This window comes from Cobetia sp. D5, from assembly GCF_035666195.1.
GTDB lineage: Bacteria > Pseudomonadota > Gammaproteobacteria > Pseudomonadales > Halomonadaceae > Cobetia > Cobetia amphilecti.
Genome location: NZ_CP142020.1, coordinates 2,301,068 through 2,314,626, shown reverse-complemented (window position 1 = coordinate 2,314,626; position 13,559 = coordinate 2,301,068). Strand labels below are relative to the sequence as shown.

Below are 13,559 nucleotides of genomic sequence, written 5' to 3'. Positions count from 1 at the left end.
ATCCGACTCGGTGGGGCGTTCGTGTATCAGGCCGATAGCGTGATATACGGCATTGCGCAGGCGCTACTCAGCGAGCGAGGTTCAACGACAGCACTTGCTGGAGCTGTCGCCGCTGGCGGGTGTCTGCTCGACCACCACGGCAGCCGTGGATGGCGCGCAACAACTGCGGGTGGCGCAGGATGATGGCGGAGCGTCAGGGGCTTGGGAGCTTGCGTCTTGCTCATGCGCAGCTTGCGCGCTTTCGGCCTGCTTGGCTTCGCGCAGCTCAACTCGCGCATCGCGAATCACCTGCCAGGCGGACTGCAGGAAGAGTGCGGCAATCGCCGCCCCCAGCAGCACATCCGGCCAGCGGGAACCTGTCCAGCCGACCAGTAGTGCTGCGCCGAAGACCGAGGCGTTGGCGATGATGTCATTGCGTGAACAGAGCCAGGTGGAGCGCATGTTCAGATCATCCGACTTGAAGCGCCACAGCAGGCCGAAGCAGATCAGATTGACGGCCAGCGCCAGCAGGGCGAAGGCGCCCATGCCGTGTGCGGCGGGGGCGACGCCATGGAGGGCCTGATAGCCCGCCTCGCCAAGGACGATCACGCCCAGCGCCAGCATCACGATGCCTTTCACCAGCGCGCTCAACGCACGTTCACGCACGCTGCGGTGCAGGACGTAGAGGGTCAGGGCGTAGACGCTGGCATCGCCGAACATGTCGAGTGAATCCCCCAGCAGTGCGGTGGAGCCCAGCCACCAGGCCGCGGTGAATTCGATGAAGAACATGCTGGCATTCAGTGCCAAAAGGATCTTGAGCACCTTGCCCTGAGAGGCTCTGAGCTCTGCCAGCTCGCCGGACTTGCTTTCGCAACAGCTTTTCATAAGGGGTCTTGGCCTCCTGTCGTATTGCTGACAGCATGGAGGTTATAGTCACTATAAGGTCAAGTCTCATGACACAAGGAACCGGGCGCGAGCCGGGGACAGCAGCGCAAGACCCGCAAAGATCAGCGGCTTGCACAGGGTCTGACACAGAGCCTGTCACAGGGGCGATGAGCATCGGTCAGCTGGCCAAGGCCTCAGACGTCCAGGCGGTGACGATCCGCTACTACGAGAAGCAGGGGCTGTTGGCCCCGCAGCGGCGTGCAGCCAACGGCTATCGCGAATATGGCAATGCACAACTGCGCCGGTTGACCTTCATTCGCCGTTGTCGGCGTCTGGGTTTCTCGCTGGATGATATCCGCGCCTTGTTGGGACTGGCGGACCAGCAGGCGTTGCCGTGCCATCAGATAGATGCGCGTATCGAGGCGCAGCTGGCCGAGGTGCGCAAGCGTCAGCGCGACCTCGCCGTCATGGAGGAGGAGTTGCAGCGCCTGACACATTGCTGTGCCGGCGGGGTGGTGGCGCAGTGCCGTATCGTCGAGTCACTGTCCGAGAGCGAGGAGTAAGGCCCCGGCAGGCAGTTAACTGTTGCCAGGGCTGGGTCAAGGAGGGGGGAAGTCAGGCGGGTTCAGGCGGTGCCAAGCGGGGTCAGACGCCGCAGGACTTGCGGGCGAGTTCCTCCGCGACCAGTTCCGTGACATCGATCAGGGTCTTGGTGGGGGTTGCGTCGTTGCCTGACGAGCTGACGGGAATCAGTGGTAGCTCGGTACAGGCCAGCAGCACGGTGTCTGCCGACAGGCTCTCTAGCAGCGCATGAAAGCGCTGGGCCACGCTCGGGTCATCGCCGCCATGCGCCTTCACGTCATAGATGATCTGATGCAGCAGGTGTGGGTCGGCGGGCACCTCGACTTCCACCACCTCCGTCAGTGCCCGATAGGGTGACCAGTCCCCCATGTCCGTCACGGACTTCGCGCCCAGCAGCGCCACCTTGCTCAAGCCGTCGCGCCGCACCCTGTCGATGACGACATCGCTGAACGACACCAGCTGGGCATTCAATTTCAGGGCCTCCAGCTGTGGCTGATAGTAGTTCAGCGTATTGCAGGCGATGGCGTAGTAGTCGACATGCTCGGCGAGCTTGTGGGCGCTGTCGGCCAGTGCCTCCCATACCTGTTGGTCATGAGTCTCGAGCTCCATGGACAGCCCGAGCGCCGGCTGGGAGATCAGATGGACGTGCGGGGCATCCAGATCTCCCCGATAGCCAGGCCCGATACGGGCCTTGTTGGCGATCAGCAGCTTGTTCCAGAGATCCAGTCCGGCATCCGGGCCGGAGCCGGTGAGGATGCCGATCACGTTGCGTTGGCGCAGCTCAGTATCTTGCATGGCGGTGTCCGTCGTCTTGTTGCGGGGCAGGCAGTGAAGGTTCAGTCGAGGGCAGCTCAGTCAAGAGCAGCTCAGTCAGGGGCAGATCAGCTGGCTGAGCTTGGGGCTGAACTTGAGACTGAACTTGGGGCTGACGCTGACAGCGAGGAGCGCACAGCGGGCGTGTCGCCGGTAGCTTCGTCCTGGACGCTCGCCTGGCCTGCCGGGCTGAAACGACGGCCCCAGCCGGTGGCGATGGAGACACTCATCACGGCCAGCAGGACCCAGGCGTAGAGCACCCAGGGCGTCAGATCGAGCGGCATCAGGGCCGGCACGCCGGGGAAGGTCTCGGCGGCTTTCACGGACAGCCCGGAGGCGAACAGCAGCGCGGCGGACCAGGGCAGCGAATAGACCAGGGTGCAGGACATGCTGTCGATGATGTTGGCGCGTCGGTAAGGGCTCAGGCCGAAGCGTTCACCGACCGGTTTGGCGTAGGACAGGCCGACCGCGAGGATCGCAGGGGCATTGATGCTCATCAGCGAGGACATCAGCAGCGAGAGCCCAGCGGAGGAGGCTTCCGCGCCACGCGGTGTGCGCACGACGCCCTTGAGCGCATTGATGAGCTTCTCACTGCCACCGCCATCGAGCATCAGGCGAATGCCCGCCGACAGCAGGATCACCAGAATCGACAGGTCTGCCATCCAGCCGGCCACGCCATTGATCAGCGCGCCATTCTCGACCGACACGAAACCGCTCAGCGTATTGAGGCCGGTGAGCATCGCCACCAGCATGCCGGACAGGATTCCCACGGTGGTGGCGAAGATCACATCGCCTTTCTTCATGGCCACGTAGATGGCGGCCAGGGCGGGCAGCAACATCACCAGGCCCTTGGGGTCCATGTGCTCGGCCAGCTGTTCATGCGCGACGACCAGCGGCGTCGTTTGCTGCGTCAGACTGATCAGCACCATCACCACGAGCGTGATGCTGCCGGCCACCAGCGTGAAGGGCAGTCGGGAGCGAACCACGCCACCGATATCAGCGCCCTGACTCGCCGCCGAGGAGATGGTGGTATCGGAGATGGGCGCCAGGTTGTCACCGAAGGCGCCGCCGCCCACGATGGCCCCTGCCAGCAGCAGCGGGTCGGCGCCCAGCATGACGCCTGCGGGATAGAGCACGCCCATGCCCGCGGCGATGGTGCCGAAGCCGGTGCCTGCCGCAGTGGCGAACAGGGCGCAGGCGAGGAAGGTCGCGACAAGGAAGGCCGTTCCGGTGGCGCCGGTGTGATAGGCCGCCCACAGGATGCCGTCCACCAGTCCCGAGGAGCGCAGTACCGTGGCGAAGATGCCGGCAAAGATCCACGCTGCCACCGGGGCGATGGCCACCTTGCTGGCCATGCCCTTCATGATGGTGTCGCTGTAGACGGACTTGTCACGGGCAAACAGGAAGGTGACCAGCAGGCCGGCGAGAATGCCGACCCACATGCCCTGGATGGTCGGCTCCTCCAGGCTGGTGGCCACATGGATGGCCGTGGTGATGAAGCACAGGATGGGCAGGAACGAGGCCCAGGGCCCGCCGTGGAACGTGAGTTTGGATGCAGGAGTCATGCGATAGCCTCTTATATGGTTATTACTATCTGCGTGTGAGGGACTTCTGCATTGCATCATTCACTCGTGAGGCGCGGAATTTGACGACCTGACTCAAGATGGCGCACTCAGACGCACTATCTGATACAGACTGCGCCTGACGCACTCTGGGTCATGACGGGTGGGCGGCGTAGACTGAGGCTCTATCCCGGCGCGAGACAGACCCATGAACGAAGACCTGGCCCTCAATCTGCGGCTGCTGTGCAGCTACTACCGGTCCATCGCCGAGGTGAGTCGGCGGCTCGAGATCAGTCGGCCACAGTTCAATCGATATCTGAGCGGTCAGTACCGGCCCGCTGCGCATACGCTGCGACGGATCTGCGAGTTCTTCGGGGTGGAGGAGCACGAGATCCTGCTGCCCAATCGTCAGTTCCAGCGTCTGGTGCAGGTGCGTCCCAAGCCGCGCGAGAGTCACGCCACGCGTGTGGAGAGCGAGCCGCTGGCGCAGCTGAGACGCTCGGGCGCCTCCGAGCTGAGCCGCTATGTGGGCCACTACTATGAGTACTATCTTTCGATGTCGTCGCCGGGGCGGATACTGCGGGGGCTGGTGTCCATCATCCAGCGTGAGGATGGCGTCTATTACCAGCGTCTTGAGCGCCTGGTCGAGCGCGAGTCGTCCGGCGTCGGCGTGTCACACTGCAAGTATCAGGGGATGGCGTTCTATCTGAGCGATCGCATCTTCATGACCGACTATGAGTCGATGACCGTCAATGAGATCACCCAGACCATTCTCTACCCGACCTTCACCAGCCGTGTGTCGCGCCTCAAGGGGCTGCGGATCGGGGTATCGGCAAGTGGTGACCGCACGCCGGCCAGCACTCGTGTGCTGCTCGAATATCTCGGGCGTGATATCCGCGTTCGTTGCGCGCTGAAGCAATGCGGCCTCTATGCCCTGGACAGCTACGAGATCGAGGATGCCATCCGCCACGAGATCCTCAACGATCAGGCGCCGGTGGGCGAGGGGCCCTGGCATTTTCGCGCGCGCAAGGATGACTGAAGGCCGCTGATCGCGCTCGCCTCTGTTGCCGCGCCGCGCCAGCCGCTACAATGCGCGCCATTCGTCTTGTTCTGCTATTCACCCAACAGTGCGCGCGGCGTGCCTCACGTCGGGCCGGATGCCTTTCAGCTCATGTCAGATTCCCAGATTGCCAAGGCGGCGGATGTGCGCCGTACATTCGCCATCATCTCTCACCCGGATGCCGGTAAGACCACCATCACCGAGAAGCTGCTGCTGTTCGGGAATGCCATCCAGATGGCCGGCTCGGTCAAGAGCAAGCGGGCCGATCGCCACGCGACCTCTGACTGGATGAAGATGGAGCAGGAGCGTGGCATCTCCGTGACCACCTCCGTGATGCAGTTCCCCTACAAGGACCGCATGGTCAACCTGCTGGATACCCCCGGGCACGAGGACTTCTCCGAAGATACCTACCGGACGCTGACGGCCGTCGACTCGGCGCTGATGGTCATCGATGGCGCCAAGGGTGTCGAGGACCGCACCATCAAGCTGATGGAAGTCTGCCGCCTGCGCACCACGCCGATCCTGACCTTCGTCAACAAGATGGACCGCGAGACGCGTGACCCCATCGAGGTGATGGACGAAGTCGAGACGGTGCTCAACATCCAGTGTGCGCCGATGACCTGGCCGATTGGTGTCGGCAAGGGCTTCAAGGGCGTCTATCACCTGCTCAATGACGAGATCCATCTCTACAAGCAGGGCCAGGGCAACCGCATTCCCGATGACGTGCGCATCAAGGGCCTCGACAGCCCCGAAGCCATCGAAGTGCTGGGCGAAGACCTGATCGAAGAGCTGAGCATGGAAGTCGAGCTGGTGCGCGGCGCCTCCCACGAGTTCGATCTCGAGGCCTATCGTCGCGGTGAACTGACGCCGGTCTACTTCGGTACCGCCATGGGCAACTTCGGCGTGCGCGAGATGCTCGACGGCTTCGTCGAATATGCCCCGCCGCCCCAGCCGCGCGATACCGATACCCGCGAAGTCACGGCCCACGATGAGCGCTTCACCGGCTTCGTGTTCAAGATCCAGGCCAACATGGACCCGAAACATCGTGACCGTGTCGCCTTCCTGCGTGTCTGCTCCGGCAAGTACGAGAAGAACATGAAGATGCGCCATGTGCGCATCAACAAGGACGTCAAGATTCCTGACGCCCTGACCTTCATGGCGGCGGACCGCTCCCACGTGGAAGAGGCCTGGCCGGGGGATATCATCGGCCTGCACAACCACGGCACCATCCAGATCGGTGATACCTTCACCATCGGCGAGGACATGCGCTTCACCGGCATTCCGCACTTCGCGCCGGAACTGTTCAAGCGCGTGCGTCTGAAGGACCCGCTCAAGATGAAGGCGCTGCAGAAAGGCCTTCAGCAGCTCTCCGAAGAGGGCGCGACCCAGGTCTTCCAGCCGTTCGACAACAACGACCTGATCGTCGGTGCCGTCGGTACGCTGCAGTTTGACGTGGTCGCTCACCGCCTGAAGGAAGAGTACAAGGTCGAGTGCATCTATGAGGCGATCAACGTGCAGACCGCACGCTGGATCTACTGCGATGACACCAAGATGCTGGAAGACTTCAAGCGCAAGGCCAGTGCCAACCTGGCCTACGACGGCGGCGGCTGGCTGACCTACATCGCGCCGACCCGCGTCAACCTGCAGCTGACCCAGGAGCGCTGGCCGGACATCACCTTCCGCGCGACCCGTGAGCACTGAGACAGTTGCCACAGCGGCGCTGCGATAGCGAGACTGTCGATCACGCCATGAAGAACGCCACCCCTCGGGGTGGCGTTTTTTTATGCCCGGATAAAGGTGGCGTTTTTCGTGGCCAGACATGCGTGTAACCCTACGTTTACACAGCCAACCCATGGCGCGGCATCAGCACGGCATAATGTTCGGGTCATGTTGTCTTGCTGGCATCCGGGTGATGAAGCTTGCTGGGGCGAAGGTCGGTAGGGCGCAGACAATGACAACAACAATGGCGTGGGATGTGTCTCAGTGCGGGCCATGCATGATGCGTGGCAATCCGCCGGATGGTTAGCGAGTGACAGGAGATGACAGATGTCCGGATTCATGCAGGAATTTCGTGATTTTGCCGTCAAGGGAAGCGTCGTCGACATGGCGGTCGGCATCATCATCGGCGGGGCATTCACACTGATCGTCAAGAGTCTGGTCGGTGACATGCTCAACCCGTTGATCGGGCTGCTGATCGGCGGAGTCGATTTCGCCAACTTCTTTGTCGTCCTCAAGGAAGGCGCTCAGGCCGCGCCCTACGCCAGTCTCGAGGCCGCCAAGGAAGCGGGAGCCGTCACGCTGAACTATGGCTTGTTCATCAATGCCATCATCAGTTTCGCGCTGGTGGCGCTGGCGGTATTCGTGTTGATCCGCCAGATCAACAAGCTCAAGAAGGAAGCCGAGGAAGCGCCGGAAGAGGTCACCGACAAGGATTGCCCGTATTGCCTTTCCAAGGTGCCGCTGGCGGCGACCCGTTGTGGTCATTGCACCTCCGAGCTGGCGCCGGCAGCGCCGGTGGAGGCGGCCTAGGCCATCTGCGTCAGTCACGACGACTGGCAAGCAATATCGACACTCGTCCTCAAGGGACCGGCCACCAGGCCGGTCCCTTCGTTTGTCTGACACACGCTGATATAGCACGATGGCTGTACGACCATCACCGGGAGATTCCATGCTGATCGACAGTCATTGTCATCTGGATTTCGCTGACTTCACGCCGGATCGTGAGGCGGTCATCGCGCGTGCCGAGCAGGAAGATGTCTCGGCCTTCGTGGTGCCCGCCACCACGGTGGCAAGTTTTTCGGCAGTGCTGGCGCTGGCGGATTCATCGGCGCGTATCTTCTGTGCCCTGGGACTGCATCCCTATTTTCTGTCCGAGCATGGCGATGGCGCGCTGGCGGCGCTTCATCAGGCCCTCGATCAGCATGCCGGCCAGATCGTCGCGTTGGGCGAATGTGGCTTCGATGCGCGACTGGCCGATCATGACGCCCAATGGCAGCTTTTCGAGGCCCAGCTGAGCATGGCACGCGAATTCTCCCTGCCTGTCATCGTGCACTGCGTGCGCGCCAATGACGAAGTGGCCAAACGTATCAAGCAGGCACGACTCACCCGTGGCGGCATCATCCACGCCTTCGCGGGCAGTCAGGTGCAGGCGGAGCGCTTTCTCGAGCTTGGCTTCGTGCTGGGGCTGGGCGGCAGCGTGACCTACCCGCGTGCCAACAAGCTGCGCGGAGTGGTGGCGTCACTGCCCGACGATGGCTTCGTGCTGGAAACCGACAGCCCCGACATGCCGCTGTGCGGGTTCCAGGGCCAGCGCAATGAGCCATCGCGAGTGGCGAAGGTCGCGGACGTGGTGGCGGAACTCCGCTCGAGCAGTCGCCACGATATCGCGTTATCCACTACGACAAATGTGCAGCGTATTCTTCAACTGAACGTCTGATCTAGACTGACCTCAAAGGCCAGGCGACAGCCTGCCGACCCGGTTCAGGAGGTCGCCTCATCATCGGTAAATCAATGTCAGATTCTTCAGCATCGCGTTCCTCCTCTCGTGTGCCGGCACACGAGTCTTCTGCTGTCTTCGCGCACGCCTCCCTGCCTGCTGGTCCCCGCTATCGGATGTACCTGCTGCCGCTGCTGTTGCTGGCGGCATTGCTGGCCACCGCCTGGTTGACGGCCAGCCAGATTTCGCAATCCCGCGAGGCGGATCGTGAGTCCGACAGGCAGCGGCTGGCCTTGTGGGTCAAGAGTGAACAGCGCCTGCTCGCGGGACAGCTGCAGGAGAACGGCTACTGGGAAGAAGCCGTGACCAGGTTTCTGCGCGAGCCCGAGCTCGACACGACCTGGCTCGAGTACATGTATGGCCCCGAGTTCGCCATCAATACCGACATACATCTGATCTCTGCGGTGCGTGGCGATGGGCAGGTGGCCGCCTGGGTGCAGCACAACGCCGGGTCGCCGGGGGCCGACTGGCTGGGCAAGCAGCCGGTGAGCTGGCGACGTGCGCTCGCCCCCGTCATGCAGGCGGCCCGCCAGTCACCGACACAACCTCAGCTGGCCTGGTTGATCGTCGACAACCAGCCATGGCTGATCGGCATGCAGGGGCTCTACGAGGATGAGGAGGCCTTGCCACCGCGAGACGAGCAGGGGCTGTTGATTCTGGGCATGCCGCTCACGACAGACCTGCTGGATGAGCAGGCGGCCGTGCTGGGCTTGAAGGGTCTGCATGTCGTCAGCAACGCCATGCCACAGCCCATAGCGACGCAGCAGGTCTGCGTGGCCTTGCCGGCGTCCGGCCGTGCCGATCGCTACAACCATGCCAAGGCCTGCTGGCAGGATGAAAATCGCGTCGCTCAGTTGCTGCAGGAGATGGGCACTCCGCTGGCGGTGCTGCTGTTGATCATTTTACTGGCGGGCATGGGCACCATCGGCATGCTGGTACGCGACAGTCGGCGCCGCAGGGCGAGTCGGGCCTATGGCGCCTACCTCGAGCATCAATACCAGCGCCACAGCATCCTCAACCAGCAATTCCTGTGCGTCCCCTATGAAACCCACACGCCGCAGAATGCGCGTGCGTCTCTCACCCGCTACCTGCAGCGCGTGCGCGAGATGCTGGGGGCAGAGATCATCATCTATCGGCGTGAGGTGGGAAATCCCAACGCCGGCTACCTGATTCTGCAGAGTCATGATGAGCGTGAGTGGTTGAGTGAAGCATCGTTGCGGCGTGATCCTCTCTGGCGCCTGCCGGTGGGGCGCGTGTGCGTATCGGCCGGCGATCGCTCGCGACGCGATGGCGATGGGAGCGTCGACAAAAGTGTCGATGAGCAGGAAGATCGCGCGCTGCTGCTGTGCCAGCGACTGGGCGCCAGCCAGCTGATGGGCTATTCGGTCTCGCCGCATCCCGGGCGCAGCGAATTGCTGCTGGTGGCCAGTCGTGGCCATCGACTCAACGCCACCGAGATGATGCCGTTGCTGGACATGACCCTCGATACGCTGGTGGTACGAGGGCTGGAGCAGGAGCGTGTGCTGCTCCAGCACCAGTTGCTCGAGGAGCGCGAGACGGATCTCGATACCGGTCTGCTCAGTCGTGAAGGCATGCTGCGCCTGATCAAGGTGCGGATTGACCAGCTGGGCGAGGTCGCGCCGATGGAGGGCTTCGTGCTGATGGCGCTTAGGATCGGCGGCTTGCAGGTGCTCTACGATCATGCCGGCGCCGAACCGGGCAATCACCAGCTGGAGCAGGTCCAGAAGCGCATCGCTCCCTTGCTGGGCAATTCCGGCGATGTGGCGCGCCTCGAGACCGACAGGCTGCTGATCATGGTCCAGCGCCGGCTGCTGGAAGCGACGCGAGGCGGTATCAGCGGCTGGCTGGACAATCTGCTGAATGCCGTGCGCGACAAGGTCACGCTCAATGATGAGGTGATCTATCTGCAGCCGAGCCTGGGCATCACGCGCTATCCCGAGGATGGCCATCAGGTGGATGCGCTGGTCTATCGCGCCGAACGTGCCCTGCACGATACCCAGCAGTGCCAACGCGAGTGGCATTTCTTCGATGAGGAGGCGGAGCGTGAGTTGCGTCGCCTCAAGCAGCTGGAGGCCGAGTTCACCGTCGCGCTGCGCGAGGATCAGCTCAGGCTCTTCGTGCAGCCGATCGTCGACGGGCGTACCGGCCGTTTGCAGCTGTCGGAGGCGCTGATTCGCTGGCAGCACCCGGAACATGGCTTGATGGGCTCGGCGGACTTCATGGCCATCGTCGAGTCCGCCCGCCTGGATGTCGCGCTGGGGCGCTGGGTGCTCAAGGAGAGCATCGCGACCCTGATGCGCGTCCACGAGAGCGGCCATGAGCTGCATCTGAGCGTCAACGTGACCGTGCGCCACATGATGGACAAGCGCTTCCTGTCAGACCTGGAAATGTTGTTCCGGCATCCGGAGCTGTGTGAGCGCCTGACGCTTGAACTGGTCGAGAGCCAGCTGCCGGATGACATCCAGGCCCTGGCCGTGCTGTTCCAGACCATCCGGGCTCACGGCGTGGCGTTGGCACTGGACGATTTCGGCACGGGCTACTCCTCGCTGTCACAGTTGCAGCGGTTGCCGTTCGACAAGCTCAAGATCGATCGACAGTTCGTGACGGCGCTGGGCTCCAGCAAGGGGCAGGCCATGATCGAAGCGATGCTGGGGCTGGCGGAGGCCTTCCATCTTGCGGTGGTGGCCGAAGGTATCGAGACGCCGGAGCAGCGAGCCGAATTGCTCGCGCTTGGCTGCTCGCTGCATCAGGGCTATCTCTATGCACGACCGATGCCGGTGCAGGACCTGATCGAGCATCTGATCGCAGGGGATGGCTGGCTGCCGGAAGGGCTGTAAGAGCTGTGAGCCCCGGCAGGTGCGTGAGGTCTGCAGTCCTTGAAAGACGAAAGCCCCGCACCTTGGCACGTGCGGGGCTTTCTTATGACGGCTTTCAAGCGATCAGTCCCTCAGGGAGATCAGCCTTTCAAGGCGTGCCCTTCAGCCCTTGAGCTGCTCCGGATCGCGACGCTCGACGGCATAGGGCAGCGCGCTGCGCTCAAGCCGGGTGCCATCTTCCAATGCCAATGCGATCTCTTCATCGCGCAGGCTGATCACGGCCAGCAGCTCCAGACGTCCCTGCTCATCATGGGCTGCCTGCAGCACTTCGCCGAGGGACTTGCCGTCGGGGCTTGTGACCTTGCTGCCTACCGCCGGCAAGTCGGCCGGCTGCGCCGTCTTCAGGCGTTGTAGGCGCTTCTTGACCTGGCCGCGGAAGTGGGCGCGTGCCACGACTTCCTGACCGGTATAGCAGCCCTTCTTGAAGCTGATCGCGGCGAGGGCTTCCAGATTGAGCATCTGCGGCAGCCAGCTGTCAGTCTGCGCGGAGGTGACCCACTGCAGACCGGCGCGGATATCTTCCAGGCGCCAGCGGGTTTCGTCGCTGGCGGCCACATCGCGTGCGAAAAGCGCCGTCGCGAGGTCTGCCAGGGCGGCATGCGGGCCGACCAGTATCGCGCGCGGGTTATTGCCTGACGGCTGGCGTGCCAGCGCGCAGGTCTGCGGTTCTTCTTCCTCGCTCGACTGCAGGGGCGACTGGAGGACCGAGCGCATGGCCAGGTCATGCTCGGCCAGCGCAGGTGCCGCGAGGGCATCGGCACAGGCCGCCAGAGTCTGTTCGCCGAGCAGGCCGAGCACGCTCAGCTCACTCGACACCTCCAGCGTCACCTTGTAGAAGGGCGCGAACTTGGCCAGATGGGCACGCAGCGGTTCGGCGGTGCCCGCCGGCATCACGAGCCACAGGCGCTCTTCGCTGACGCGCAGCAGCTGAGCCATGGCCAGAATGCGTCCCTTCGGGGTGCAGAAGGTCGTCAGCGGCGCCAGCTCGCCATCGACCAGACTCAGCTGCTGTGAGGTCTGTCCCTGCAGAAAGCGTTCGCCATCCTTGCCGCAGACCTCGAGTACCTCGAAATTGCCCAGCGGGGTCAGTGCATTTTCGGCCAAGGCACGGTCGGCTACGCCAGCGTGAGGCATGTCAGCGAGTGGCATGGAGGCGTCGGCTGGCTCACCCAGCGTCAGGCGGCCGTCCTCGCCGAGCTGGTAGCCGTGGTCTTGCATCAGGGTCTTCAAGGGATTCATCTACCATCATCCTGTTGCGAAGGAGTGAACTGCCGGTGGCGCACTGGCAACCATGCGGCATGTCGGATGCCCGCATTGTCACGCGCCAGCTGGCGGCTGTCAGCCCCTTGTGCCACATGTGGCCTCAAAAGAACGGGCAAATCAGTGTTCCCGTCCTGCCAGGCGTTTCTCGGGCCTGGCTCGCGACGAGTCTGATCCGCGCTGACTGTCAGGCAACCGTGCTATTCTTGACGGCTGCAATGCGCCGCGGCGCCCCTTTTTTACTGCATGACAGGAATGACACGATGGCCAGCTTTTCTCTTACTCTGATCGGCGTCGAGAGCGTCAAAGACGTCAACAAGGTCACCACGGCGCTGATGATGATGGACGGCGTCAAGGAAGCGGAGGTCGGGCGTGGCTTTGCCGAAGTCGACGGTCAGGTGCGTTATGACGCGCTGGTCAAGACGGTCGAGAAGGCCGGTTACAAGGTCAAGTGACCGCAGTGCGGTGACGCTGGACAGGCGGGAAACAGGCAACGTCTCACGAGCGGGATCACGGACAGATCAGCGACAGGGAGGTGACGAATGAGCATCGAGGTAATCAGCCGTCGGTCAGGCAGCTTCGTGCAACGGGTACAGGTCGCAAGCTTTGATGAGTTGCTGGTCGATGTGCCGGCGGTGGTCGGTGGCGACGAGAGCGCCCCGGATCCGCATGACTATTTCGATCTGTCGCTGGGGGCCTGCAAGTCGATCACCGTGCAGATGTACGCCCGGCGCAAGGGCTTGCCGCTGGCGGGGATCATCACCACGGTCGACCGGGACGACAGCGACGAGCGCCGTGGCAGCAACAGCGAATATCGCCTCACGGTCAGCATGCAGTTCCTGGCCGAGGAGGGTCATGAGCTGGACGCCGAGACCCGCGCGCGCCTGATCGAGATCTCCGAGCGTTGCCCCATCCATCGCCTGATGACCAGCACCCGGGTCTCGGTGACCAGTCGAGAAGCGCCCGCGAGCGAATGATGCCGCCGGGCAATCATCTGCCTGTCGTCAGTTGAAGACTCGACTGAC

The 13,559-nt window shown here is 63.1% G+C and carries 12 protein-coding genes; 8 read left to right on the top strand and 4 right to left on the bottom strand.

Annotation, left to right across the window (positions count from 1 at the left end):
• Positions 1-81: 81 nt before the first annotated feature.
• The gene (locus tag U0O11_RS09650; RefSeq protein WP_324689647.1) at positions 82-864 is read right to left on the bottom strand and encodes a cation diffusion facilitator family transporter; all 783 of its coding nucleotides are present in this window, start codon (positions 862-864) and stop codon (positions 82-84) included.
• Between the two features lie 167 nt (positions 865-1,031).
• Here U0O11_RS09650 and U0O11_RS09645 point away from each other — a divergent pair, with 167 nt between their 5' ends.
• Positions 1,032-1,427 carry a MerR family transcriptional regulator gene (locus U0O11_RS09645; protein WP_324689645.1) on the top strand — a complete coding sequence of 132 codons (396 nt, stop codon included), beginning with the start codon at positions 1,032-1,034 and terminating at the stop codon, positions 1,425-1,427.
• Positions 1,428-1,509: 82 nt separating this feature from the next.
• Here U0O11_RS09645 and U0O11_RS09640 read toward each other — a convergent pair whose 3' ends face one another.
• Together U0O11_RS09640 and U0O11_RS09635 are read right to left on the bottom strand one after the other, a co-directional pair.
• On the bottom strand, positions 1,510-2,241 hold the full coding sequence (locus tag U0O11_RS09640; RefSeq protein ID WP_324689643.1) for an aspartate/glutamate racemase family protein: 732 nt from the start codon (positions 2,239-2,241) through the stop codon (positions 1,510-1,512).
• 86 nt (positions 2,242-2,327) lie between these two features.
• Entirely contained in the window at positions 2,328-3,824 is a 1,497-nt protein-coding gene (locus U0O11_RS09635; RefSeq protein WP_324689641.1) for a Na+/H+ antiporter NhaC family protein, read from the bottom strand.
• Between the two features lie 205 nt (positions 3,825-4,029).
• On the opposite strand from U0O11_RS09635, the gene U0O11_RS09630 reads away from it, so the two are divergent.
• From U0O11_RS09630 to U0O11_RS09610, 5 genes are all read left to right on the top strand, one after another.
• Entirely contained in the window at positions 4,030-4,860 is an 831-nt protein-coding gene (locus U0O11_RS09630) for a helix-turn-helix domain-containing protein (RefSeq protein ID WP_324689640.1), read from the top strand.
• A 132-nt stretch (positions 4,861-4,992) separates the two neighbouring features.
• On the top strand, positions 4,993-6,582 hold the full coding sequence (locus U0O11_RS09625) for a peptide chain release factor 3 (RefSeq protein WP_153635928.1): 1,590 nt from the start codon (positions 4,993-4,995) through the stop codon (positions 6,580-6,582).
• 345 nt (positions 6,583-6,927) lie between these two features.
• Positions 6,928-7,410: a large conductance mechanosensitive channel protein MscL gene (gene mscL / locus U0O11_RS09620; RefSeq protein WP_054557004.1), complete on the top strand. Its 483-nt coding sequence runs from the start codon at positions 6,928-6,930 to the stop codon at positions 7,408-7,410.
• A 139-nt stretch (positions 7,411-7,549) separates the two neighbouring features.
• Positions 7,550-8,317, top strand: coding sequence for a TatD family hydrolase (locus U0O11_RS09615; protein WP_324689637.1), 768 nt, complete (start codon positions 7,550-7,552; stop codon positions 8,315-8,317).
• A 74-nt stretch (positions 8,318-8,391) separates the two neighbouring features.
• A complete protein-coding gene (locus U0O11_RS09610) occupies positions 8,392-11,235 on the top strand; it encodes a GGDEF domain-containing phosphodiesterase (RefSeq protein ID WP_324689636.1) in 2,844 nt (947 codons plus the stop codon).
• Positions 11,236-11,376: 141 nt separating this feature from the next.
• Here the strand turns inward: U0O11_RS09610 and ygfZ are convergent, their stop codons facing one another.
• Positions 11,377-12,513 (bottom strand): CAF17-like 4Fe-4S cluster assembly/insertion protein YgfZ, encoded by a 1,137-nt coding sequence (ygfZ, locus tag U0O11_RS09605; RefSeq protein WP_324689635.1) that lies wholly within the window; start codon positions 12,511-12,513, stop codon positions 11,377-11,379.
• 284 nt (positions 12,514-12,797) lie between these two features.
• On the opposite strand from ygfZ, the gene U0O11_RS09600 reads away from it, so the two are divergent.
• A complete protein-coding gene (locus U0O11_RS09600; RefSeq protein WP_054557000.1) occupies positions 12,798-12,989 on the top strand; it encodes a hypothetical protein in 192 nt (63 codons plus the stop codon).
• An 87-nt stretch (positions 12,990-13,076) separates the two neighbouring features.
• Positions 13,077-13,511, top strand: a complete 435-nt coding sequence (locus tag U0O11_RS09595; RefSeq protein ID WP_054556999.1) for an OsmC family protein — start codon at positions 13,077-13,079, stop codon at positions 13,509-13,511.
• Positions 13,512-13,559 lie beyond the last annotated feature (48 nt).

What these genes read in the sequence shown, in the direction of transcription:
- U0O11_RS09650 (WP_324689647.1), bottom strand. Translation starts at nt 864, where the DNA reads ATGAAAAGCTGTTGCGAAAGCAAGTCCGGCGAGCTGGCAGAGCTCAGA.
- U0O11_RS09645 (WP_324689645.1), top strand. Translation starts at nt 1,032, where the DNA reads ATGAGCATCGGTCAGCTGGCCAAGGCCTCAGACGTCCAGGCGGTGACG.
- U0O11_RS09640 (WP_324689643.1), bottom strand. Translation starts at nt 2,241, where the DNA reads ATGCAAGATACTGAGCTGCGCCAACGCAACGTGATCGGCATCCTCACC.
- U0O11_RS09635 (WP_324689641.1), bottom strand. Translation starts at nt 3,824, where the DNA reads ATGACTCCTGCATCCAAACTCACGTTCCACGGCGGGCCCTGGGCCTCG.
- U0O11_RS09630 (WP_324689640.1), top strand. Translation starts at nt 4,030, where the DNA reads ATGAACGAAGACCTGGCCCTCAATCTGCGGCTGCTGTGCAGCTACTAC.
- U0O11_RS09625 (WP_153635928.1), top strand. Translation starts at nt 4,993, where the DNA reads ATGTCAGATTCCCAGATTGCCAAGGCGGCGGATGTGCGCCGTACATTC.
- mscL (WP_054557004.1), top strand. Translation starts at nt 6,928, where the DNA reads ATGTCCGGATTCATGCAGGAATTTCGTGATTTTGCCGTCAAGGGAAGC.
- U0O11_RS09615 (WP_324689637.1), top strand. Translation starts at nt 7,550, where the DNA reads ATGCTGATCGACAGTCATTGTCATCTGGATTTCGCTGACTTCACGCCG.
- U0O11_RS09610 (WP_324689636.1), top strand. Translation starts at nt 8,392, where the DNA reads ATGTCAGATTCTTCAGCATCGCGTTCCTCCTCTCGTGTGCCGGCACAC.
- ygfZ (WP_324689635.1), bottom strand. Translation starts at nt 12,513, where the DNA reads ATGAATCCCTTGAAGACCCTGATGCAAGACCACGGCTACCAGCTCGGC.
- U0O11_RS09600 (WP_054557000.1), top strand. Translation starts at nt 12,798, where the DNA reads ATGGCCAGCTTTTCTCTTACTCTGATCGGCGTCGAGAGCGTCAAAGAC.
- U0O11_RS09595 (WP_054556999.1), top strand. Translation starts at nt 13,077, where the DNA reads ATGAGCATCGAGGTAATCAGCCGTCGGTCAGGCAGCTTCGTGCAACGG.